Consider the following 19962-nt stretch of genomic DNA (forward strand, 5'->3'; position numbering starts at 1 on the left):
ATAAACGGCAACGCTCGCGATCCCGGCATCCCGGCACGCCCGGGCCACGCGGACAGCGATTTCGCCACGGTTGGCGATGAGCACCTTGCGCACGACGGCTCCAGAGAAGGGTGACGATTTCAGATGGATCAAATGGTGCAGGTCGTCGATGTAGTTCAGATAGAGCGGTGGTCCAGGTGGTTCATTGCAGTCACGGGGTTTCCGGGGCGGAACGCTTACCCCGTGGCGGGTACTCCTCCGTGCCAGCTGAGGGGCGACCGGTAGCCCGCCGGACGCCACCTGGCCGGGAGGCCCGTCCCGCCACCGGTGCGGGACACGTCCTGGACCGCTTCGGCGCGGGCGAGCAACACCGCGGTGAGCGCGGCCAGTTCCTCGTCCGCGGGTTCGCCCTTGACGACGCGGACGAGGGGGTCCCGGACACCGTCCGGAAGAGTGAGCGGTGTCGTCATCATGTCGTCCTCTCCGGCCGTCACTGCGGCGGGTTCCCGTGCTTGCGGGCCGGCAGTTCGGCGTGCTTGGTGTGCAGCATCGCGAGCGACCTGATCAGGACCTCGCGGGTCTCGGCGGGGTCGATCACGTCGTCGACCAGGCCGCGCTCGGCCGCGTAATAGGGGTGCATCAGCTCGGCCTTGTACTCCTTGACCATGCTCGCGCGCATCGACTCCGGATCGTCGGCGTCGGCGATCCGGCGGCGGAAGATGACGTTGGCCGCTCCCTCCGCCCCCATCACGGCGATCTCGTTGGTCGGCCAGGCGAAGGACAGGTCGGTGCCCACCGAGCGGGAGTCCATGACGATGTAGGCGCCTCCGTACGCCTTGCGCAGGATGAGGGAGATCCGCGGCACCGTCGCGTTGCAGTACGCGTACAGCAGCTTCGCGCCGTGCCGGATGATCCCGCCGTGCTCCTGGTCGACACCCGGGAGGAAGCCGGGCACGTCCAGCAGCGTGATGATCGGGATGTTGAAGGCGTCGCACAGCTGCACGAACCGCGCGGCCTTCTCGGACGCCTCGATGTCCAGGACCCCGGCGAGGTGCTGGGGCTGGTTGGCGACGATGCCGACGACCCGGCCGCCCAAACGGGCCAGCGCGCAGACGATGTTGCGGGCCCAGCGCTCGTGGACCTCCACGTAGTCGCCGTCGTCCACCAGTTCCTCGATGACCTTGGTCATGTCGTAGGGGCGGTTGCCGTCGGCCGGGACCAGGTCCAGCAGCACCTCGCAGCGCCGATCGGCGGGATCGTCCGTGGATCCGGCGGGCGGGGTCTCGCGGTTGTTGCCCGGCAGCAGCGACAGGAGGTACCGCACTTCCTCCAGGCAGGTCTGTTCGTCGTCGTAGGCGAAGTGGCAGACGCCGGAGGTCTCCGCGTGGACGTCGGCGCCGCCCAGGCCGTTCTGGGTGATCTCCTCGCCGGTGACCGCCTTGACCACGTCCGGGCCGGTGATGAACATCTGCGAGGTCTCCCGGACCATGAACACGAAGTCCGTGAGCGCCGGGCTGTAGGCGGCGCCGCCCGCGCACGGGCCGAGCATCACCGAGATCTGCGGGATGACCCCGGAGGCCTTCGTGTTGCGCTGGAAGATGCCGCCGTAGCCGGCCAGCGCCGAGACGCCCTCCTGGATCCGGGCGCCCGCGCCGTCGTTCAGCGACACCAGCGGCGCCCCGGCCGCGATGGCCATGTCCATGATCTTGTGGATCTTCGTGGCGTGGGCCTCGCCCAGCGCCCCGCCGAAGATGCGGAAGTCATGGGCGTACACGAAGACCGTGCGGCCCTCCACCGTGCCCCAGCCGGTGATCACACCGTCCGTGTACGGCTTCTTCGCCTCCAGACCGAACCCGGTCGCCCGGTGCCGGCGCAACTGCTCGACCTCCTGGAACGAACCGGCGTCCAGCAGCAGCGCGATGCGCTCCCGGGCCGTCAGCTTGCCCTTGGCGCGCTGACGCTCGGTTCCCGTCGCGTCGCCGGCCTCCACCGACTCGCGCAGCGCCACGAGTTCCGCGGTCCGGTCGCGCGCCGAACCGCTCTGCCGTATGACCTCCATGGTTCACACCTCCTGGGGGAGCGCGGCGCCGACCGCGTCCGCGTCCGTGGTGAAGTCCGCGAGCGTGGCGGCCAGCCGGCGCTCGTCATGGGTGGACCGGATGCGCAGCTCGGGTGCGATCCGCCGGCCGAGCCCGCCGAGCACCCGGCCGGGGCCGACCTCGACCAGCCGGTCCACGCCCTGGCTCCGCATGCGCTGGACCGCCTCGGTCCAGCGGACCCTTCCGGTGAGCTGGCGGGCCAGGCAGGATTTCGCCTCCGCCGCGCTCGTCACGAGGTCCGCGGTGACGCTGGAGACGACGGGCAGCACCGGTTCGGCGAAGGTGACCCGGTCGAGTTCGGTGGCGAATTCGGCCTCGATCCCGGCCATGAGGCCGCAGTGGAACGGCGCTCCGACGGCGAGGGAGAGCACCTTGAGCGCCCCGCCGGCCCGTGCCTCGGTCCCTACGCGCTCGACCGCGTCGGCCTCGCCGGAGACGACCGCCTGTCCCGGCTCGTTGTCGTTGGCGACCTCGACGATCCGTCCGGTCTCGGCCCGGACCCGCGCGCAGATCCGTTCCACGTCGTCGATCCGCAGGCCGATCACCGCGGCCATGCTGCCGGGGACGGACTCGTTGACCGCCGCCATGAGTTCGCCCCGGCGGCGGACCAGACGCAGCGCGTCGGTCCAGTCGAGCACGCCGGCACAGACCAGGGCCGCGTACTCGCCCAGGCTGTGCCCAGCGACGACGTCGGGGGCGATGCCCTGGTCACGCAGTACGTCCCAGGTCGCCACGCTGGTCAGGAAGACCGCGGGCTGGGTGATCGCCGTGTCGCGCAGGGCCTCGGCCGGTCCCTCCCAGCAGAGGGTGGACAGCGGGATCCCGAGGACGTCGTCGGCCGGCCGGTAGCGGCTGTCGACGAGGTCGGGGCGCGGCGCCAGGAGCTGCGTCCCCATCCCCACGTGCTGGGATCCCTGGCCGGGGAAGACGAATGCGGTCTTGTTCATGACGGGAGCACCCCTTTCAGGCGACCGGACGATTCGCCCGGCCCGAGTCCGCCGCCGGCGCGCCCGTGGCGTCGTAGGGGGCCGGCGACGGAGCGGTGGCGGGCCGGAGGTCGCGTACCAGGACGAGGACGAGCACGGCCCCGGCGAGCGTGACGGCGGCGGCGTACCACGCGCCGTGCTGCATTCCGTGGGCGACGGCCGTTCGCTGGAGCGTCTCCAGCGCCTGCGGGGTCAGGGCGCCCTTCCGCGCCAGGCGCGCGGCCTCGTGGTGGGCGGAGGTGGCCTGCGCGGTCATCAGCGCGCCCATGAGGGCGATGCCCACGGCGTTGCCGACCTGGCGGAACATCGTGCCGGCGCTGGCCGCGACCCCGACCTGGTCCTGCGGGGCGGCGACGACGGTCAGTTCCGAGGAGATCGGCATGACGATGCCCAGGGTCAGCCCGGTGAGGAGCATGCCGGGCAGCAGCCGGGTCCACGAGCCGCCGTCGCCGTGCGGGTCGATCAGGGTGAGGAGGGCCAGGCCCACGGCCATGACGACGAAGGCCGCCGCCAGGGTGACGCGCACCCCGAGCCGCGCCACGAGGCGGCCGCCCAGCGGGGCGCCCACGATCAGCATCAGGGTGAGCGGCAGCAGCCGCACGCCGGTCTGCATGGCGCTGAGGCCGAGGCCGTTCTGCAGGTAGATCGAGAGGTAGAAGAGGGCGGCGAACATGCCCGCCCCGAGGAGGAATCCGGTCAGGACACTGCCGCCGAAGGACGGCCGCCTAAACCAGCTCAGGTTCATGATGGGCGCCGGCGAGCGGGCCTCCACGGCGAGGAACGCGCCGATCAGGGCCGCTGCCGCGGCGAACAGGCCGAGGTCCTTGCCCGAGGTCCATCCCCAGTCGCTGCCGTTGATCAGGGCGAGGTTGAGGCAGAGCAGCGCCGCGCTGACGGTGACCAGGCCGGGCAGGTCCAGCGAGGTGCGCGGACCTCGCGCCGACCGGTCGTGCGCGGGCATCGAGGCGGCCGCGGCGACGAGGACCACGGCGCCGATCGGCAGGTTCACCAGGAAGATCCACTCCCAGCCCGCCTGCTCGACCAGGAAGCCGCCGATCAGCGGGCCGAGCGCGGTGGCGAGACCGCCGATGGCTCCCCACAGCATGAGCCCGAGGGCGCGCTTCTTCCCCTCGAAGGAGGAGTAGATGATGGCGAGGCTCAGCGGCAGGATCGCGGCGCCGCCGACACCCTGGACGACACGCGCCGCGTGCAGCACCACGATGTGCGACGAGCCGAACAGCGAGAACTCGCCCGCGCTGCCGCACGCCAGGGATCCGACGAGGAAGACCGCCACGCCGGCCGTGTAGACCCGGCGCTGGCCGTAGAGGTCGCCGAGCCGTCCGGCGGTGACGATGAAGACGGCCAGCGCCAGCATGTAGGCGTTGGCGACCCATTCGAGGTCGCTGAACGAGGCGCGCAGGTCGGTGCTGATCGTGGGGAGGGCCACCGTGACGACGGTGACGTCGAGCAGAGCGATGAACAGCCCCAGCAGGGCCGCCAGCATGATCAGTCCCGGTTTCCCGGCACGCCCTGAGGCGTGGGCTCCGTGGGACGCGTGGGTCGATGGCATGGTGTGAGAACTCCCTCTGCCCAGGCCCACGTCGGAGTCCGGGACGGCTGACTGGTATCTGCGGAGGACTGCCGTGCCGCCGGTGGTCGCGGCGGCACGGCACGCGGTGCGGCTGGGATCAACCGCAGCCGCCGGCGGAGTCGTGGTCGAGGGCGCCCACCAGCTCGGCCAGCCCGTCGGGGATCCCGGCGGCCGGGTCCGCGGGGGCGCCGGCCCGGTCCGCGGCGGGCAGCTCGCCCAGACCGGTCAGGAAGTCGTCGAGCCGGTCCAGGCCCCAGAAGCGGTGGCGGCCCAGCTTGAAGTACGGGATCCCGAAGACGTCCTCGTGGTAGGCCCGTTCCAGCGCGCCGACGCCCTCCTCGCGGATCTCGGGGTCGTCGACGGCCGCCAGGACGGGTTCGGGGTCGACGCCCGCCTCCTCCGCGGCCCGGCGCAGCACCTCGGGGTCGCAGATGTTCTCGCCACGCTCCCAACGCGCCGCGGTGAGTGCCGCGTACAGCTCGCGCTCCCGCCCGAGGCGCCGTGCCGCGAGCCAGCCGAGGTGCGGGACCTCCCACCACGGGTCGACGTCGATGGGCCAGGCCATGCGGTAGCCGAAGCGCTGGGACAGCCGCTTGGTGTCCTGGAGGATGTACAGGTGCTTGGCCTTGCTCATCTGCGTGTAGTGGAACGCGGCACCGCGTTCCCCGAGTGCCTGCCGGGTCCGCTCGTCCGGGTCCCAGTAGGGGATGTACTCGATGCGTTCGGGTGCCTGCGGGAACCGCTCCTCCAGCCGGCGCAGCGCCATCCAGCTGAAGGGGCTGCGCAGGTTGAAGTACAGCTTCGGCTGGGCGGGTTTGCGGCTCACGCGGCGTCCCCCAGCAGTGCGGTCCGGGTGGCGGCGTCGAACTCGGCGAGCGCGCCGGCGTTGTCGCCGCGGCTGACGGCGTACCCGTGCAGGATGGTGCCCGTGGCCGTCGGGACCAGCCGCCCGTCGCGCAGCACGTAGCAGTCCATGCGGGCGGTGTACATGACGTCCTTGACGATCTCCTCGACGGTGAAGACGGTGTGCAGCGTCTCCTCCATGTGGGCGTCGGCGAGCAGTTGCACCCGGGCCCGGGAGACCACCGGGATCCAGCCCCGCTCGTCGAGCATGCGGCCGACCGCGAGACCCCGGCTGTCGAGGAACCGGTCGACGACCTCCTCCATGGCGCGGATGTAGCCGGAGTGCTGGAGCCGGTCGGAGAAGTGGCAGTAGAAGTACGGGATCCGCCACGACCACAGGTAGCCGTTGGAGCCCTCGGGCACGAGGGCGGCCCGGACGTCGCTTCCGGCCGGCACGTCGATCGCCTCGGGCAGGACCAACCCCGCTGTGGACGGCGCCAGTTCGGCGACCTCGGCGACGGCGAGCGCCTCCAGTCCGGCCGGCAGGGGCGCGCTCTGCGGCGCGTCCTTCTCCCGTACGAGCGCGACGCGGACCTTGCCGCTGAGGATGGGCACGGTCTTCCCGTCCCGCTCGACGGTGAGCTTGACGGTGAAGGGCAGGCCCCGCCCCGGAGCGGGAGTGCCGGGGACTGCGGTGGCACGCACCTCGTCGTCGATGGTGAGGGTGGCGGGCAGCCGGATCGAGCTGTCCACGAACTCGAGACCGACGCCGTACGCGTGGTACAGCGCGGAGGGCCCGATGCCCCGGTCCCGGAACCACTGGAGGACGGCTTCCTCGACGAGGTACTCGAAGTGCTTGAAGCCGATCCAGGTCCGGATGTTGGCGCCCTCGTAGCGCGGGCGCCCCTGGTAGGTGGCGGGGGTGCCGTCAAGCGTGATGCTCATGCGGTGTGTCCGTTCTGGTAGGGGGTGGTCGTCAGGGGCTCTGCGGAGTCGGCGAGTTGGTGGGTGACCTCGGTCTGTTCGTGGCGCAGTTCCCGGGTCGCGGTGTCGCGCGGGCGCGTCCCGGCGCCGCCGAGATGCGCGCGTAGGAACGCCGTGATCCGTTCGTGCGCCTCACCCGCGTGGTCGACGTGGAAGAAGTGGCCGAACTCCGGACGGAGTTGGACATCGGCCATGGGCATCGCCTCGGCCAGCGCCTCGGCCCGGTCGCCGGCCAGGCCCTGGTCGTGCTCACCGGCCAGCACCAGGGCCGGGATGGGTACCTGGGAGAGGTTCAGCTCGGTGGTGGCGACGAACTGGTCGTACAGCGCGAGGAAGCCCATGGGGCCGATGCGCTCGATCAGCTTGTCCGCCATGGAGGCGAGGAGTTCGGGTTCCAGGGCGGCCGCCCGTGCCCCCAGCCGGGTCCGCATGCCTTCGGTCATCACGCTGCGGAACCCGGCGAAGGACTGGTGGTACAGACTCCAGTCGCACACCAGCGTCGAGGGCCGGTAGAACGGCGCGGCCAGTACGGCGGTGCGGGCCGCGGGCCCGGCGGGGCCGCACTGGGCGAGGTACTGGAGCACGGCGTTGGCGCCGAAGGAGTGGCCGAGCAGTACGTCGACCGGTTCCGGTATCGCCTGGAGCCCCTGGTGGAGCCAGTGGGCGGGGGTTCCGTACTGCCGCCACCGGTAGTCGTTGCCCGCGCGCCAGGGCAGGTCGAGGGCGTAGACCTGGTGATCCGCGCCGAGGAGGCCGGTCAGCTTCTCCCAGCTCTGCCAGGAGTCCTCCATCCCGTGCACGGCGACCACGACCGGGCGCCGCTGCGGTGCCCGCCACGCGGTGACGGTGTCGACGGCCGAGGGAATCTGCCCCGCCCGGTCCCACTGCGGCTGCTGGGCGCCCATGTCACACCGCCCCGGTGTCCACGGGAGCGGCCACCCGCAGCAGTTCCGCCCGCGCCCAGCCGTCCTCCGCGTCTCCGGACACCAGCGCCGCGCGCGCCGCGCCGGGTCCCTCCCACGCCCGCAGCCAGGTCGTGGCCACGGCGGCCTGGAGGACGCCGAGGGCTCCGTACGTCTCGCCGACGGCCACCGACAGGTCGAGCGCCTCCGGTACGACGGTGGGGGCGCCGGCCGCCGGCCCGGGGCTGATCAGGCGCAGCTCCGGCGCGGTGCCCTCGTCCTTGACCGCGGCCGACAGCTCGCCGTGGTGCGTCACCGGCCCGAGGATCACCTGGCCCGGCCGCGCGGAGTCCGCCGCCTCGAGGACGACGCAGGCCGCCGCGGCGCGGGGTTCCGGATGGCGTCCGTCCGAGGTGTGCCGCAGCCCGGCGAGCCGCCGCACCGTGTCGTCGACCGGTTCCACGCCGACGACCACGGCCCGCTCGGCGCGGCCCGCCCGGATCAGCAGCGCGCCGAGCCGAAGGGCCTGGAGCCCCGACACCGCGCCGGAGCAGAGCATCAGGTTGGGTCCCGCCAGGCCGTAGCGGATCGCGACGGTGCTGGCGATGACGTTGCTCGACGCGTTGGGTGCCTGGAGCGGGCTGACGTCCTTGCGCGATCCGGCCCGTACGGTGGCGACCACCTCGCGGACCGTCTGCACGTTGCCGTAGTTGGAGCTGACGACCACGGCGGTCTCCCGCCCTCCCCCGACCGGCCCCGCGGGGCGCCCGGGCGGCAGCCCGAGTGCCCGGTGCACGGCGCACAGGGCCAGCCGGGTGGCGGGCTCCTTGTACAACAGCCCCTTCCGGCCCAGCAGTTGATGAGCCTCCTCCGGCGGCAGGGCGGGCTCGGCACCGGCGGCGCCGAGAAAGGCGTCCGCGGCGGCACCGGGCACGTGGACGGCGGCGGCCCGCACCGCGACGGGGCGGCCGGACGGGCGTGAGGGAGTCACGACGCACTTCCGATCATGCAGACGGCGTTGACGCCGCCGAATCCGAACGCGTTCACCTGGGCGACGCGTACGGGGACGGCGGCCGGGGCACCGGTGACCAGCCTCAGCCGCTCCGCCTCGGCCAGTGGCCGGCGCAGGCCGGTGACACCGGGCACCGGGCGGCCCGCCAGGGCCTGCAGGGCGACCGCCAGGCTCATCAGGGCGGCGGAACCCGAGGTGTGGCCGGTCGATCCCTTGATGCCGGTCACCACGGGACCGGGCTCCGCGTCGGCGAACACCTCGCTCAAGACCCCTGCTTCGATTGGGTCGTTGAGCGCCGTGCCCGTGCCGTGGGCGACCACGAGACCGACGTCGCCGGGTGCGACCCCGGCCCGCTCGTGGGCGTCCCGCACGGCACGCGTGATGCCCTCCGGCTGTGGTGCCGTCTCGTGGTACGCGTCGCAGGACAGGCCCACGCCGAGGACCTCCCCCAGCACCGGACCGCGGCCGACGCGCGGCCGGTCGCCGCGCTCCAGGACCACGGCCGCCGCGCCCTCGCCGAGCAGGACTCCCGTCCGGTCGGCGTCGAACGGGCGCAGCTGGTCGGTCGGTTCGTCGGAGACCCGCCCGATCATCGCGAGCATGCTCTCGGTCATCGCGTCACAGCCCGCGGCGACCACGGCGTCCGCCTCGTCCAGGTCGAGCAGGTCGCAGGCGAGTGCCAGGGCGTGCCCGGAGGCCGAGCACGCGTTGCAGACCGTGATGACCTCCGTGGCGTCGGGCAGCACCTGCCGGACGGCTTCGGCGAAGTGCAACCGGGCCGTGCGCAGGGAGACTTCCGGATCGTCCAGGCGCTCCACCGCCGCCAGTTCGCGCAGCCCGGTGCCGACGACGACCGCCACCCGGACGCGCGTCACGTCGATGCCGGACTGCGCCACCGCGGAGGCCACGCAGGCGCCGAGCCATCCGCTCGCCCGCAACAGCGCCTCGGGGGCGGTGTCGTCGACGTGGTAACCGCGGTTCACGCCCAGCCGCCCGGTGTCGGGGAACCGCAGTTCCCCGACACCGGAGCGCCCTTCGGCGAGCGCCTCGAACGTCGCCCCGGACTCGCCGAAGCAACTGCGGATCTCAACTCCCGTTATCAGTTTCGTCACGGTGCCACCCCCTGATGACGGCGGCGCCGAAGGCTCCTTCGCCGGTGGCGGAGGTGATCAGGGCGGGGCGGCCGTCCAGCGCCGGGGCGCCCCGGTGATGGGCGAGCACCGCGGCGATCTGGAGCGCGCCGGCCGCGGCGTGGCACTCGCCCGTCAGTTCCTTGACGCGCAGCCGCGTCGGCCGGGCCGTGCCGAGGACGCCGTCGAGCGCCGCTTCCTCCGGCTCACCGGGGCCGGCCGAGCCGGGGGCGACCGCCCACAGCTCGTCGGCGGTGACCCCCGCGGTGCGCAGGGCGCGGGCGATGCACTCCGTGTACCCGGAGGTCACGGCCCCGGCGCCCTGTCCGGGGTCGACCGTGGCCAGTTCGACCGCGAGGATCTCGGCGTCGGGCCTGCGCCGGGTGCCCGCCGTCGCCTCACCGCTCTCGACGACGAAGACCACCGCCCCCTCACCGGCCGTCGCGGAGTCGAGTGCCAGGTGCGTGGCCCACGCGGCGTGCGGGCTGAACTCCTCGACCGCGCCGACGAGCAGCGCCTCGGCGTCGCCCCAGCGCAGGGTGCGGCTCGCGTAGCGCAGCGCGGTGAGCCCGGCGAGCTGACCGCCGGCGATCGTGGCGTTCACGCCCTTGAGCCGGTGCCAGATGGCGGCCTGCCCGGCGGCGCAGTTCATCACCGTGTTCGGGAAGAGCACCGGGTTGACCAGGTAGGGGCGCTTCTGGGTGAGGGTCTCGCGGCTGTAGTCGCTGGTCGACTTGATGCTTCCGGTGGTCGTGCCGAGGACGAGTCCGACCTGGTCGCGGTTGTCGTCGGTGACGACCAGCCCGGTGTCCTTCAGGGCGTGGTCACTGGCGATGAGCGCCAGCGACGTGCTGCGGTCGAAGAAGCTGGTGCCCTTGCGGCCCAGGTAGTCGCGGACCTGGAACTCCGGCAGCGCGTACGCCTTCTCGCCGGGGAGTTCCTCGTCGAACATGCCCGAGACGTCGACGAGTCCGCTGCGGCCCTGGACGACCGCCTCGCTGAACTCGCGCGCTCCGTCGCCCAGCGGGGACACGACTCCCCAGCCGGTGATGTAGAGCGGGGCGGGCGGCGATTCGGTGACGGGTGTCTGATCGGTGGTCATGCGACCTCCCCGAGGATCGTGATGGCGTTGTTTCCCCCGAAGGCGAAGCCGTTGTTCTGCACGACACGGAGCCGGGCGGGACGGGCGACGTTGGGGACCGGATCGATGCCCGGCATCTGCGGGTCGGGCGTGGTGAAGTTGATGGTGGGCGGGATGAACTGGCGGGCGATGCCCAGGGCCGAGGCGATCGCCCCGAACCCGCTGGCGGCGCCCATGGTGTGTCCGAGCATCGACTTGATGGAGCTGATGGGCGGCGGCGTCTCGCCGAACACGTCCATCACGGCCCGGGTCTCCATGGCGTCGTTGGCCGGGGTCCCGGTTCCGTGGGCGCAGATGTAGTCGACCTGGGAGGCGTCGATCCCCGCCTTGCGGTGGGCGCGCCGCATGCACTCGGCGATGCTGACCGCGTCGGGCGCGACCATGTGGTTGGCGTCGCAGTTGAGCCCGTAACCGAGGACTTCCGCGTAGATACGGGCCCCGCGGCGTTCGGCGCTCTCCAGGCTCTCCAGGAACAGTGCCGCGCCGCCCTCGCCGGTGAGGATGCCGGAGCGGTCCCGGTCGAAGGGCGTGCAGATGTGCTCGGTCAGGGCGCCGAGCCGGTAGAACCCGGCGTGCGCCCAGCGGCAGACGGAGTCCGCTCCGCCGGCGAGCATGTAGTCGGCCTCGTGCGTGGCGATGGCCGCGTAGGCGTATCCGAGGGCGTAGTTGCTCGCAGAACACGCGGTGGAGAGGGTGATGGCGTCGCCGGTGAGGCCCAGCTCCCGGTTGACGGCTGTCGCCAACCGGGAGGCGGGCGTCTGGCGTACCAGGGCGGGATCCAGTTCCCGCAGACCACCGTCGACCCACTGTGCGGTGAGCTGTTCGATGACCTGGGACTCGCCACTGGTGGTCCCGATGCTGGATCCGGCCCTGGATCGCGCGAGCTCCGCCGGGTCGATTCCCGAGTCCTGGGCGGCGAGCCTCGCGGCGGCCGCGGCGAACAGGCTGGTGCGTCCCCACTGCTCCGGGTCGAGGACCTGAAGGATGTCCTCGGCCTTGAAGGCGGGCACCTCACCGGCCATGCGGTGCGGGAATCCGCCGGCGTCGAAGCTCGCGATCGGCGAGATCCCGCTGCTGCCCCGCTGGAGGGCGGCGGCGAAGTCCTCGGCTCCGATACCGATGCTCGACACCGGTCCCAGTCCGGTGATGACGACTCGGCGGCGCATGTCAGACCGTCCAGCCGGCGTACTGCGCCACCACGTCGTAGACGGCACGCAGGTTGACCATCTTGGGAAGGTCGGACTGCGGGATCTCGACGTTGTACTTCTTCTCGATGCGGGCGAGTATCTCGATCGCGCGCAGCGAGTCCGCCTCGTGGTCGTCGGCGAACGAACTGGTCTCGGTGATCTCCTCGGGCTCGATCTCCAGCACCTCGGCGGCGATCTCGCGGATCTCGTCCAGGTGGGTCTGCTGGCTGGCAGTCATGTCAACTCCGCTTATCTGCACAGGCTTTGCCGTGCGTCTCAGGACTTTCATTGCTTTCACTGCAACCGGCCGGATGGCGACCGGTGGTCTATGGGGTGGTGCGCAGCGCCAGCACCACGAGGTGGCCGTGCGGCCCGACGGTCGCCTGGAGCAGCGCTGCGGGGGCGTCCGCCCGGGTGAGCAGCCGGGCCAGCCGCAGCGGCGCGGAGGCCGAGCTCTGCGCGGCGGCCCGTCCGCCGTGCTCACCGCCGACGACCGCGCGGTCCGCCCGGGCGGCCGCCCAGCGCAGGACGCCGGCGGCGGTCGCCCCGGCACGGGCGGAGGCGGGTGGCCGGCAGACGTCGACGGCGTGGGGACCGGCGGGCAGGACGGCGGCGAGCCGGTCCAGCAGCGGGTGCAGGAGCGCGTCGGTACGCTTCGGCTCGTCCAGGAGGCCACGGGGAACGAAGAGCTGGGCTCCGGCCACGACGGTGGCGTACGGCCTGACCGCACGCTCCCTGGCGCCGCCCGCCCGCTCGATCCGTAGGACACAGGCGGCGCCCTCGTCGAGCACCGGCGCGAGGTCCGCGGTCGCCGCTCGTGGCGGGCGGCCCTCCGTCGCCCCGGCCAGGGCGGCGCTCGCCCGTCCCTCGTCGATCGCCTGGCACGCGGTCCACAGGGCCGCGCTGCCGGCGGTGAACAGGTCGACGAGGGTGATGTTGAAGGCCCGGTAGCCGCGGTCGATGGAGACCTGGCTGGCGGCGACGTTGATCGAGAAGTTCGGCGCCTCGAGGGGGCTGATGCCGCGCACCCCTTCGGACAGCGTGGCACGGTCGAACCTGTCCACCGTCTCGTCGGCCGCGAAGTTCGTTCCGATGACGACCCCGGTGGACCCGGTCCCCGACCGGACACCGGCGTCCTCGTCGGCGAGGCGCGCGGCGACCAGTGCGTAGCGCGCCGCCGCGGGCAGGAACCGCCAGCCCTTGCGGCCCAGCCAGTGAGCCGGGTCGAAGTCCTCCAACGGCCTCGTCCATAACGCCTGTTCGGCATCCGGGGCGCCGTCGGGTCCGGCCTCGGCACAGACGTCGGCACGGGGCGCCCCGGCGAGTGCGTCGCGGCCGACCGCGAAGGTGGCGACCGGGCCGAGTCCGGTGATCACCAGGTCCGTCCCGAGGACGTACGGCTCGGTCATGACGACACCGGTCCGACGACCAGGGAGATGTTGTTCCCGCCGAACGCGTAGGCGTTCAGCAGCACGGGACCCGGCCTCATCGGCTGCGCCTCGGCACGGGCGGCCAGCGCGCAGTCCGGGTCCGCCCGGGTGAGGTTGGCGACCGGGGGCACGCGCCGGTGGCGGACCATGAGCGCCGCGGTGGCGCAGGCGAACGCTCCGGCGGCGCCTCCACTGTGCCCGATGACCGACTTGGGGGCGGTGACGGGCACGGTCGCGGCCCGGTGGCCGAGAAGTTCGTTCATCACCTTGCTCTCCGTACGGTCGTTGAGTGGTGTCCCCGTTCCGTGGCAGACCACGGCCGCGATCTCCTCGGGCCGGAAGCCTGCGCGGTCGAGGGCGTCATGGGCGGCGCGCAGGGCCTGAACACCGCCTGTCTCAGGGGCGGTCAGATGGCTGCCGTCACAACTCCAGCCGCCGGCACCGACGGTGGCGATCGGGTCCGCTCCCCTGGCCGCGGCCCGCTCCTCGCTCTCGACCACCAGGAACGCGGCGCCCTCCCCGTAGACGGTCCCCGCCCGGTCGGCGTCGAAGGGCCGGCAGTGCACCGGGTCGACGGCCCCGAGCCGCATGAACGACGCCAGCGCGGGACGGGAGACGGTCTCGACTCCCCCGGCCAGGGCCACGTCCACCCGCCCGCTCGTGACCGCGTGGACGGCCAGGGCCACCGCGTACGCCCCCGCGGCGCACGCGGTGGACACGGTCTGGACGGGCCCGGTGAAGCCGAGCTGATCAGCGAGGTCCGCCGCGCTCCGGTAGGGCCACCAGGCTTCTTTCCCGTCCGTACGGCGTCCGTCGCGCAGTTCCTCGGCCGGCTCGCCGTCGCCGGTCCCGGTGCCCAGGAACAGGCCCCCCACCAGCCCGTCGTCCATCGCCCCCGGACGGATGCCCGCGTCGGCGAGGGCCTGGGCGGCCGCTGTCCGGGCGATGCGCGGATAACGCGAACCGTCCGCGGAGGTCCACCCCGGTACCGGCCCCGGTCCGGGCACCGCGTCCGGTTCCGGGAGGCGGTAGGCGCGGGCGCCGTCCGGCATCCCCGGCCGGTCGGCGACCGGGACGGGCTCGGAACCGGCCGACAGGAGGCCCGCCCAGTACGCGGCCGGGCCGTCACCGGCCGGGGAGACCAGCCCGAGCCCGGTGAGCACGGCCGTCATGACGGGCGCCCCGACCGCGGCAGCTGCCCCTCGTCACGGGCCACGGCGAGGACCGATCCCATGGTGGCGATCCGGCGGTCGCCCACCCAGGTCTCACCGGTCATGAACGCGTTGTCGCCGACCAGGTGGTCCATGCGCACCTCGTGCCGCAGCACGTCGCCGGGGAAGACCCGGCCGGTGAACACGCAGTCCCGGGCCTGCGCGAAGATCAGGGTCCCCTCGACCGTGGTCCCCTTGGCCTGCGCCGTGCACAGCCACAGCAGCGCGCCGGACTGACCGAAGGACTCGATCAACAGGGAGGTGGGGTAGGCGTAGTCGGCCGCGGGCAGCGGATCGGCGAGGCCCGTGTAACAGGGCTCGCTGGCACTGACGGTCTTGGTGGCGACGATGCGCACACCGGCTTCGAACTCCAGCACACGGTCGACCAGCAGGATCGGCGGACGGTGCGGCAGGATCCTCATGATGTCGGGCAGCTCAAGCATCACGGTCCTCCAACCGGAACGTCAGCGTCATCGCCGCACACCGCGCGCCGTCCTCACGCCGCGCCTCCGCCTTGACCTGTAAGAGGTCCGATCCCGGTTCGCCCGGGGTCAGCCGCGCCGTGAGTTCCAGCGTGTTGCCGGGCACCAGCGGAGCCGTGAAGCGGACACGGGAGACCTCGACGAGCTCGGTTCCGTACGCCGCCCCGCGGTGCCGTGCGACATGAGCGCGGACGGCCTGCCCGACGGACTCCATGATGAAAATTCCCGGGTAGATCGTGAAGTGCGGGTAGTGGCCGGCGAGATAGGGATCGTCGGCCCTGATGGTCTTGGTCGCGGTCACCTCGGACTCCGACTCGGTGTTCACCGCGTCGACCGCGGTGAGCGGCGCGCAGAACTGTCGCAGCATCGTGCTTTCCTTTCGTTGCCAACCGGCTTCCCGGACAGCTCAGAGGGAGATTCCGCCGTCCACCTGGATGACCTGCCCGGTGATGTACGAGGACTTCTCCGAGACGAGGAAGGAGACGAGGTCGGCGACCTGGTCCACGCTGCCGAGCTGTCGCATGGGAATCATGCCGAGGGCCTTCTTGCGCACGGGTTCGGAGAGCCGGTCCGTCATGTCCGTCTCGATGAAGCCCGGGGCGACGGCGTTGACCCTGATCCCGTACGGACCGAGCTCCCTGGACAGGGACTTGGTCAGCATGTTGATCCCGGCCTTCGAAGCCGAGTAGTTCGTCTGCGTGGCATTCCCGTAGACGCCGGCGACCGACGAGACGTTGACGATCGTGCCGGATTTCCGCTTCATGAACCCGAACGCGGCGCAGCGACTGAAGTTGAAGGTTCCGTTGAGGTTGGTGTCGATGACGTCGTTCCAGTCCTCCACGGGCATGATCACCAGGGGGTTGTCCCGGACGATCCCGGCGCTGTTGACCAGCACGTCCACGGGTCCGAGAGCCCGCTCCGCGTTCTTGACGAACGCTTCGACGGCCGCGTGGTCGGCCACGTCGCAGGTGGCCTGGAAACAGCGCGCCCCCGCCTTTTCGATCTCTTCACGGGCCGACTCCGCGTTTTCCCCTCCAGAACGGGAGCAGAAAGCGATGTCATAACCGTCCGCCGCGAGCCTGAGGGAAATTCCCCGCCCGATGCCACGCGACCCTCCGCTGACCAGAGCCATCTTGTTTTTGCGCACAGCAAAGCCACCTTTCAGCCGCCCTCGCTTTTGACGCAAGGGGTGACCTAATCACCAGGAAAAAGGGTGCGGCCGACCGCGCAGCATGCCGTCGTCATCGACAGCACAGGGCGCTTCAAACCACAGAGAAAGTATCTGCCGCTACGTGCGAGTCAGGCAGTACAAGGAATCCAGGACCCTCGAGTCTCCGGCATAGAAATCCCCCGATTTCTAAATTGATTGTCGAATCTATCTTCCATCAATCAATCACGACACTAGCCCACCCGCCGCGCCACCACAACGAACCCTGATCCGAGTTCAATGTTGTGTAAGTCACGCGGCGGAGTTCCCTTCGCCCCCTGCTCGCATTCGGTCAATAATTCAACCGATCGCGCTTCGCACTTCTTTGTGCGGTTGCCGATTCAACATTGACCGGAGGCTTTTCCCGGTCGAATGAGGGCGGCCTGCGGCGCGTCGCCGGATGTCCATCGCGACGGCCGCTCGTCGACGAGCCGTCGACGGTGCGCGCCGCCGTGAATCCTCGGCCGCACCGTCCCACAACCCGTCGGATACATTCATAACGTCGTTATGGCATGATGTCAAACATGCCAACCAAGAGAACGGCGGGGCGGAGTGCCGCTTCGCATCGCGTACGGGAAGCCCTGATCGACGCGGCGGCGAAGATCCTGGCGGAGCAGGGATCCGGCGCGCTGACGGTCCGGCGGATGGCCGAAGCGGCCGGCACCTCGACCATGGCCGTCTATACGCACTTCGGCAGCATGGACGTCGTCATCCAGGAGGTCCTGCGCACCTCGACCCTGAACCTCTACAAGGTTCTGCAACGGGCCCCGCGCACCGACGATCCCGTGGCCGACGTGTCCACGCTCGGCCGTATCTACCGGGGACTGGCGCTGCGCCGCCCGTACATCTTCGTGGCGGCCGCCAACAGGGGCCTGCTCACCGCTCCGGACGAGGCGATCGCCGCCGAGGCCAACCCCCAGCCGCGTGGCTTGACGTGGACCACGCTGGTCGACGGCGTGCGGCGGTGCATCGAGAGCGGCCGGTTCCGGGACCAGGACTCCGAACTGTGCGCCTACGTCAACTGGAGCACGGTGCACGGCTTCGTCTCCCTCGAACTCTCCTCCCAGACCCTGGACACGAAGGATCCGGATCTCCCGTTCGAGACCGCGTTGTTGAGCCTCGCCGTCGGCGCGGGCGACACCCTCGAGCGCGCGACGGCGTCCGTCGCCGCGTCGAAGGAGGACTACGCGTCCTGGGATCTCCTGCCGACGGACGACGACGTGGCCACATGACCGGGCCCGCCCCTTCCCGTCCGCCGGAACCGGCCACCCAGCTCTGGTGGTGGACGATCCCCGACGCTCCGGACCCGGCGGACCTCGACCTGCTCACGCCCCGGGAGCAACAGCGTCTCGGGAAGTACTCCGCGCCCCGCCTCGCCACCCAGTTCGCGACCAGCCGCGCCGCGGTCCGGCGGATCCTCGCCGCACGGCTGGGCATGCCGCCCGAGTCGGTCCTCATCGGGCAGGCACCCTGCCCGGACTGCGCCGGTCGGCACGGACCGCCGAACATCCTTCGGCCCCGGACGCCGCTGCACATCAGCGTCTCCCACACCCGCGGCCTCGGCTGCCTCGGCGTGTCGACGGGGGACGGTGTCGGTGTGGACGTCGAGTTCCTGCGTCCCGTCGATCCCACGGTTCCCGGGACGGCCTTCTCCCCGGCGGAACTCGCCTACGTGAACGCCCTGGCACCAGGAACCGACCGGCAGACCGCGGTGCAGAAGTGCTGGACACGCAAGGAGGCACTCCTCAAGGCGGTCGGCGTCGGGATCTCCCGCGACCTCAGAGGCGTCGAGACGAAGCCCGCGTCGGACACCGCGACGGTGTCCGGCCCGGGCACCACGGCCCGGGCTCCTCGCAGCTGGCTGCTCAGCAGCCTCCGCCTCGGCCCCGCCCACCTGGCCGCCGTGGCCCGCCGACCGGACTCGGGCCCGCTGACGATCCACCGGCACACCGCCGAACCGGGCCCCGCCCCGGATCGGCACCCGCGCCCCGACGCGGGGGATCCACGTCCCGTCAGGGCGAGGGCTACGTGAACGCAGGCTGAGGTCACGACCTCGACGGTGCCGCGCGAAGGCCGGCGGAGCCGGTCTGCGTGCGGTGGAGCAGGCTTCGTGCGACGGAGCCGTGACGGGGCTCCGCGCGTACGGGCGGCGGCACACGAGAGGACGAACGGCCGGCGGTGCACGGCGATGGCCGGGGGAACGGACGCCGCGCGGAGCGCACGGAGTCCCGCGCGAACGCGCATGCCGTGAACGGCACTTGGTGTTCGGTACGCGCGGTCATGGGGAGGCGGCGCGTACGGACTCAGGGCCATCGTCCACTGGAAAATCCACGGGGAGACCCCCTCAAGAAGCAGACCGCAGCCGACGCCATCGGCGCCGCGGCCCTGCGCCGCGGCTTCGCCTGGACCGGACGGGCGTGAACGGCGAGCAGAGGCTTCCGGACGGCGCGTCCGGCACCGAACAGGACCTGATCGTCCGGGAGTTCCAGGCCGTCGCCCCGTCACCCCGTCGAGTCGGCGACCCGGAGACCCGGCGACCGGTGAACCGAGGCGGCGGCCCGGCCACCACGCCGAGCAGATTCGAGAAGCCCGTGTGAACACCCGTACGCGCAAAGGCATCTGCGGGCGTTCCACTCGGTCAGGAGCGTCAGCTTCCGATGCCCGGCAGCATGATGAGAAGCCGCGTGTCCGCCTTGAGCTTCCTGTTCACCGAACGGCTCTGCACGTACACCTCCAGCTTCGGATTGTTCCCGGCCCGCACGGAGACGGTTCCCTGGATGCCCGTGCCGAACAGGAGGTTGCGCGCCGCGTCGCCCGTGTAGGCGCGATCGGTGTCCTTCTCGACCACGATGACCTCCTTGTTCGGCTGAACCTGTACCCGGGTGCCCAACTGGTAGTAGCAGGAACCGCGTTCGTACGTCACGCCCGGATGCGAGTCCACGAAGGACCGGATCTCGACCTCCTTGTCGACCTTCAGGAGCCGGTACTTGTCGGCCGCGATCGGTTCGAGGTTCGCCCGAACCTGGTCGACGGATATGTCCTGGCCGACGGCGAACAGGTTCTTCGTGCCGCGCACGCCCTGCTCACGGCCCCGGAGGAAGCTGGTGGCGGCGGCGCGCACCGTACCGATGGCCTCCTCGACACCCTCCTGGGAATCCGCGTCCCAGATGGCGATGTTCCCGGCCGGGAAACCGTAGTTCTGGGCGGTGCGCTTCGCCAGGGAGTTGGGAACGAGGATCGCGGACGTCCAGTGGCCCGGAAGCCCGCCCATCTTCGCGGCGATCCTGTCGAGCCAGGGACCGAGGATGGCCATGTCCCCGTCGTGCCGCCGGTCGCCGCCGGAGGCGTTCTCCTCGCCGTCCGTCACCACGATCTGGAGGAAGCTGTGCTCGCCGTACTCCTCCCAGATGTGACCCAGGTCGTCCAGGGACTTCAGAGAGGCCTCGATCAGTGCCGTGGCACCGTTGTTGACCTTGTACAGGCCCCGCATGGACGGCAGATGCTTCACATCCATGTCCCAGACCAGGTTCTCCACCTGGTGGTCGAAGGAGTAGAGGCTGATCCGGGTCTCATGGCCGAGGCTGTCCGACTCGGCCTTCAGGCCCGCCACGAACTCGTCCACGACGCGTATGAGCTGACCCTGGTGCGGACGCATGGAACCCGAACAGTCCACGACCAGCGCGACGTGATTCACCTTGTGCTGGATCTTGTTTGCGGACATGATTCTGCTCCTTCTCCGAAGCTCCCCGAGTGATGCTTTCAGCGTATGGGGAGCCAC

The 19962-nt window shown here is 71.3% G+C and carries 22 protein-coding genes; 3 read left to right on the forward strand and 19 right to left on the reverse strand.

The features are described from left to right. The 18 genes from ACFYW7_RS32960 to fabG all read right to left on the reverse strand — a co-directional run. A partial coding sequence (locus ACFYW7_RS32960; RefSeq protein ID WP_280842533.1) for a biotin carboxylase N-terminal domain-containing protein occupies window positions 1-93 on the reverse strand: 93 nt, incomplete at its 3' end. A gap of 122 nt (window positions 94-215) precedes the next feature. Beyond that, the gene (locus ACFYW7_RS32965; protein ID WP_389509160.1) at window positions 216-452 is read right to left on the reverse strand and encodes an acyl-CoA carboxylase epsilon subunit; all 237 of its coding nucleotides are present in this window, start codon (window positions 450-452) and stop codon (window positions 216-218) included. Window positions 453-469: 17 nt separating this feature from the next. Then, complete coding sequence (locus tag ACFYW7_RS32970) at window positions 470-2038, reverse strand: acyl-CoA carboxylase subunit beta (protein ID WP_389509162.1); 1569 nt, start codon at window positions 2036-2038, stop codon at window positions 470-472. Window positions 2039-2041: 3 nt separating this feature from the next. Beyond that, window positions 2042-3025, reverse strand: a complete 984-nt coding sequence (gene fabD, locus ACFYW7_RS32975; protein ID WP_389509164.1) for an ACP S-malonyltransferase — start codon at window positions 3023-3025, stop codon at window positions 2042-2044. A 16-nt stretch (window positions 3026-3041) separates the two neighbouring features. After that, window positions 3042-4634 carry an MFS transporter gene (locus ACFYW7_RS32980; protein ID WP_389509166.1) on the reverse strand — a complete coding sequence of 531 codons (1593 nt, stop codon included), beginning with the start codon at window positions 4632-4634 and terminating at the stop codon, window positions 3042-3044. Between the two features lie 118 nt (window positions 4635-4752). Continuing rightward, complete coding sequence (locus ACFYW7_RS32985) at window positions 4753-5481, reverse strand: 2-hydroxychromene-2-carboxylate isomerase (RefSeq protein WP_389509170.1); 729 nt, start codon at window positions 5479-5481, stop codon at window positions 4753-4755. Beyond that, the gene (locus tag ACFYW7_RS32990) at window positions 5478-6443 is read right to left on the reverse strand and encodes a thioesterase family protein (RefSeq protein WP_389509173.1); all 966 of its coding nucleotides are present in this window, start codon (window positions 6441-6443) and stop codon (window positions 5478-5480) included. The genes ACFYW7_RS32985 and ACFYW7_RS32990 overlap by 4 nt, the downstream gene beginning before the upstream one ends. Then, window positions 6440-7387 carry an alpha/beta fold hydrolase gene (locus ACFYW7_RS32995; RefSeq protein WP_389509175.1) on the reverse strand — a complete coding sequence of 316 codons (948 nt, stop codon included), beginning with the start codon at window positions 7385-7387 and terminating at the stop codon, window positions 6440-6442. Before ACFYW7_RS32995 ends, ACFYW7_RS32990 begins: the two co-directional genes overlap by 4 nt. A 1-nt stretch (window position 7388) precedes the next feature. Further along, the gene (locus ACFYW7_RS33000; RefSeq protein ID WP_389509177.1) at window positions 7389-8375 is read right to left on the reverse strand and encodes a beta-ketoacyl synthase N-terminal-like domain-containing protein; all 987 of its coding nucleotides are present in this window, start codon (window positions 8373-8375) and stop codon (window positions 7389-7391) included. Next, a complete protein-coding gene (locus tag ACFYW7_RS33005; protein ID WP_389509180.1) occupies window positions 8372-9508 on the reverse strand; it encodes a beta-ketoacyl synthase N-terminal-like domain-containing protein in 1137 nt (378 codons plus the stop codon). The genes ACFYW7_RS33000 and ACFYW7_RS33005 overlap by 4 nt, the downstream gene beginning before the upstream one ends. Beyond that, window positions 9483-10628 (reverse strand): beta-ketoacyl synthase N-terminal-like domain-containing protein, encoded by a 1146-nt coding sequence (locus ACFYW7_RS33010; RefSeq protein WP_389509182.1) that lies wholly within the window; start codon window positions 10626-10628, stop codon window positions 9483-9485. The genes ACFYW7_RS33005 and ACFYW7_RS33010 overlap by 26 nt, the downstream gene beginning before the upstream one ends. After that, on the reverse strand, window positions 10625-11833 hold the full coding sequence (locus tag ACFYW7_RS33015) for a beta-ketoacyl-[acyl-carrier-protein] synthase family protein (RefSeq protein ID WP_389509184.1): 1209 nt from the start codon (window positions 11831-11833) through the stop codon (window positions 10625-10627). The genes ACFYW7_RS33010 and ACFYW7_RS33015 overlap by 4 nt, the downstream gene beginning before the upstream one ends. 1 nt (window position 11834) lies before the next feature. Then, window positions 11835-12092, reverse strand: a complete 258-nt coding sequence (locus ACFYW7_RS33020) for an acyl carrier protein (RefSeq protein WP_389509186.1) — start codon at window positions 12090-12092, stop codon at window positions 11835-11837. Window positions 12093-12180: 88 nt separating this feature from the next. Then, complete coding sequence (locus tag ACFYW7_RS33025) at window positions 12181-13263, reverse strand: beta-ketoacyl synthase N-terminal-like domain-containing protein (RefSeq protein WP_389509188.1); 1083 nt, start codon at window positions 13261-13263, stop codon at window positions 12181-12183. After that, a complete protein-coding gene (locus ACFYW7_RS33030) occupies window positions 13260-14456 on the reverse strand; it encodes a beta-ketoacyl synthase N-terminal-like domain-containing protein (protein ID WP_389509190.1) in 1197 nt (398 codons plus the stop codon). Before ACFYW7_RS33030 ends, ACFYW7_RS33025 begins: the two co-directional genes overlap by 4 nt. Continuing rightward, a complete protein-coding gene (locus ACFYW7_RS33035; RefSeq protein WP_389509192.1) occupies window positions 14453-14938 on the reverse strand; it encodes a 3-hydroxyacyl-ACP dehydratase FabZ family protein in 486 nt (161 codons plus the stop codon). The genes ACFYW7_RS33030 and ACFYW7_RS33035 overlap by 4 nt, the downstream gene beginning before the upstream one ends. Then, window positions 14931-15344 carry a 3-hydroxyacyl-ACP dehydratase FabZ family protein gene (locus tag ACFYW7_RS33040; RefSeq protein ID WP_389509194.1) on the reverse strand — a complete coding sequence of 138 codons (414 nt, stop codon included), beginning with the start codon at window positions 15342-15344 and terminating at the stop codon, window positions 14931-14933. The genes ACFYW7_RS33035 and ACFYW7_RS33040 overlap by 8 nt, the downstream gene beginning before the upstream one ends. Window positions 15345-15383: 39 nt before the next feature. Next, window positions 15384-16124, reverse strand: coding sequence for a 3-oxoacyl-[acyl-carrier-protein] reductase (gene fabG / locus ACFYW7_RS33045; RefSeq protein ID WP_389509196.1), 741 nt, complete (start codon window positions 16122-16124; stop codon window positions 15384-15386). A 584-nt stretch (window positions 16125-16708) separates the two neighbouring features. Here fabG and ACFYW7_RS33050 point away from each other — a divergent pair. From ACFYW7_RS33050 to ACFYW7_RS33060, 3 genes are all read left to right on the forward strand, one after another. Then, window positions 16709-17416, forward strand: coding sequence for a TetR/AcrR family transcriptional regulator (locus ACFYW7_RS33050; protein WP_389509198.1), 708 nt, complete (start codon window positions 16709-16711; stop codon window positions 17414-17416). Then, a complete protein-coding gene (locus ACFYW7_RS33055; RefSeq protein WP_389509200.1) occupies window positions 17413-18216 on the forward strand; it encodes a 4'-phosphopantetheinyl transferase family protein in 804 nt (267 codons plus the stop codon). Before ACFYW7_RS33050 ends, ACFYW7_RS33055 begins: the two co-directional genes overlap by 4 nt. A gap of 385 nt (window positions 18217-18601) precedes the next feature. Beyond that, complete coding sequence (locus ACFYW7_RS33060; protein ID WP_389509202.1) at window positions 18602-18781, forward strand: hypothetical protein; 180 nt, start codon at window positions 18602-18604, stop codon at window positions 18779-18781. A gap of 50 nt (window positions 18782-18831) precedes the next feature. Here the strand turns inward: ACFYW7_RS33060 and ACFYW7_RS33065 are convergent, their stop codons facing one another. After that, complete coding sequence (locus ACFYW7_RS33065; protein ID WP_389509204.1) at window positions 18832-19905, reverse strand: VWA domain-containing protein; 1074 nt, start codon at window positions 19903-19905, stop codon at window positions 18832-18834. Window positions 19906-19962: the final 57 nt, after the last annotated feature.

Source organism: Streptomyces sp. NPDC002580 (assembly GCF_042889485.1).
In the GTDB taxonomy this organism is placed as follows: Bacteria; Actinomycetota; Actinomycetes; order Streptomycetales; family Streptomycetaceae; genus Streptomyces.

What these genes read in the sequence shown, in the direction of transcription:
- ACFYW7_RS33050 (WP_389509198.1), top strand. Translation starts at nt 16,709, where the DNA reads ATGCCAACCAAGAGAACGGCGGGGCGGAGTGCCGCTTCGCATCGCGTA.
- ACFYW7_RS33065 (WP_389509204.1), bottom strand. Translation starts at nt 19,905, where the DNA reads ATGTCCGCAAACAAGATCCAGCACAAGGTGAATCACGTCGCGCTGGTC.
- ACFYW7_RS33025 (WP_389509188.1), bottom strand. Translation starts at nt 13,263, where the DNA reads ATGACCGAGCCGTACGTCCTCGGGACGGACCTGGTGATCACCGGACTC.
- ACFYW7_RS32970 (WP_389509162.1), bottom strand. Translation starts at nt 2,038, where the DNA reads ATGGAGGTCATACGGCAGAGCGGTTCGGCGCGCGACCGGACCGCGGAA.
- ACFYW7_RS33020 (WP_389509186.1), bottom strand. Translation starts at nt 12,092, where the DNA reads ATGACTGCCAGCCAGCAGACCCACCTGGACGAGATCCGCGAGATCGCC.
- ACFYW7_RS32965 (WP_389509160.1), bottom strand. Translation starts at nt 452, where the DNA reads ATGATGACGACACCGCTCACTCTTCCGGACGGTGTCCGGGACCCCCTC.
- ACFYW7_RS33055 (WP_389509200.1), top strand. Translation starts at nt 17,413, where the DNA reads ATGACCGGGCCCGCCCCTTCCCGTCCGCCGGAACCGGCCACCCAGCTC.
- ACFYW7_RS33015 (WP_389509184.1), bottom strand. Translation starts at nt 11,833, where the DNA reads ATGCGCCGCCGAGTCGTCATCACCGGACTGGGACCGGTGTCGAGCATC.
- ACFYW7_RS33030 (WP_389509190.1), bottom strand. Translation starts at nt 14,456, where the DNA reads ATGACGGCCGTGCTCACCGGGCTCGGGCTGGTCTCCCCGGCCGGTGAC.
- ACFYW7_RS32980 (WP_389509166.1), bottom strand. Translation starts at nt 4,634, where the DNA reads ATGCCATCGACCCACGCGTCCCACGGAGCCCACGCCTCAGGGCGTGCC.
- ACFYW7_RS32995 (WP_389509175.1), bottom strand. Translation starts at nt 7,387, where the DNA reads ATGGGCGCCCAGCAGCCGCAGTGGGACCGGGCGGGGCAGATTCCCTCG.
- ACFYW7_RS33010 (WP_389509182.1), bottom strand. Translation starts at nt 10,628, where the DNA reads ATGACCACCGATCAGACACCCGTCACCGAATCGCCGCCCGCCCCGCTC.
- ACFYW7_RS33035 (WP_389509192.1), bottom strand. Translation starts at nt 14,938, where the DNA reads ATGCTTGAGCTGCCCGACATCATGAGGATCCTGCCGCACCGTCCGCCG.
- ACFYW7_RS33040 (WP_389509194.1), bottom strand. Translation starts at nt 15,344, where the DNA reads ATGCTGCGACAGTTCTGCGCGCCGCTCACCGCGGTCGACGCGGTGAAC.
- fabD (WP_389509164.1), bottom strand. Translation starts at nt 3,025, where the DNA reads ATGAACAAGACCGCATTCGTCTTCCCCGGCCAGGGATCCCAGCACGTG.
- ACFYW7_RS32990 (WP_389509173.1), bottom strand. Translation starts at nt 6,443, where the DNA reads ATGAGCATCACGCTTGACGGCACCCCCGCCACCTACCAGGGGCGCCCG.